A 1,126-nucleotide genomic window follows, 5' to 3' on the forward strand; every position below is an offset into this window, starting at 1 on the left:
TTCAAAGACGTAGTCACCCAAACCAGCCGTCAGCTGGTAGAAGCCCGCGTCGACGGTGGTGTTGTTCTCCCCTGAGGTCAGCGTCACACTACCCGAGCGGCCCGTGAGCAGATCAGCGTCCGAGTCCAGGGCCTTGTCCGTACCTGAGAGCGGCGTGGTGGTGCTGAAGTTGGCCGGTGGGGTGAAGCCCACTACGTAGCTGTTGCTGACGCCCGGCGTCAGACCCGTAAAGCTGTAGAGGCCCGACCCGTTGGTGGTGGTGGTGGCCACGGCCGAGCCATTGAGATAGAGCGTGACAAGTACACCTGGAATGGGGGTGTCACCCGCATTCTGCACACCGTCTTTGTTCTTGTCGTTAAAGACGTAGTCGCCAATTGAAGCAGGCTTGATGTAGCCAGCATCAAGCGTGGGGTTGAACTCACCTGCTGCCAGCGTTACTGACTGCGTTAAGCCCGTCACCACGTCGGCGTCGGAGTCTTTTGTATCATCACCCACGTTGGCCGAGGTCGAGCTAAACCCGGCTGGCTTTGTGAAGCCTACGGCGTAGGTGTTGCTATTACCAGGTGTCAGGCCCGTGAAGCTATAAGCACCCGTCGCATCCGTCGTTGTTGTGGCAACCGCTGAGCCGTTTTGGTACAAGGTCACCAGTACACCCGAGATTGGGGTATCACCCGCGTCCTGCGTACCGTTGGCGTTCTTGTCTTCAAAGACATAATCGCCCAGGCCAGCGGTTGGCTGGTAGAAACCCGCATCAACCGAGGTGTTATTTTCTCCTGAGGTCAGCGTCAACGTCTGGCTCAGACCCGTAATGGGGTCCGCATCAGAGTCCAGCCCGTCGAAACCAACATTGGCTGAGGTTGAACTAAATGAAGCCGGTTTAGCGAACTGTACCTGATAAACGTTGGCCGAACCAGGCGTCAGACCCGTGAACGAGTAAGCACCCATGGCATCGGTTGTCGTGGTAGCCACCGCCGAACCGTTTGAGTAAAGCGTGACCAGCACACCCGGAATCGGCGAGTCACCAGCATTCTGAATGCCATCGCGGTTCTTGTCATTAAAGACATAGTCACCCAGTGAGGCAGGCTTATAGAAACCAGCATCCACCGTGGGGTTGAACTCATTGGCC

Annotated in this window: 1 protein-coding gene; it reads right to left on the reverse strand. The window is 57.0% G+C overall.

Annotated features, from left to right (window positions below; genetic code table 11):
- Positions 1-1,126, reverse strand: a 1,126-nt coding sequence (locus J2I48_RS28095) for an SdrD B-like domain-containing protein (RefSeq protein ID WP_207338862.1), incomplete at both ends; no start/stop codon positions are given.

Source organism: Fibrella aquatilis (assembly GCF_017353255.1).
Taxonomy (GTDB): domain Bacteria; phylum Bacteroidota; class Bacteroidia; order Cytophagales; family Spirosomataceae; genus Fibrella; species Fibrella aquatilis.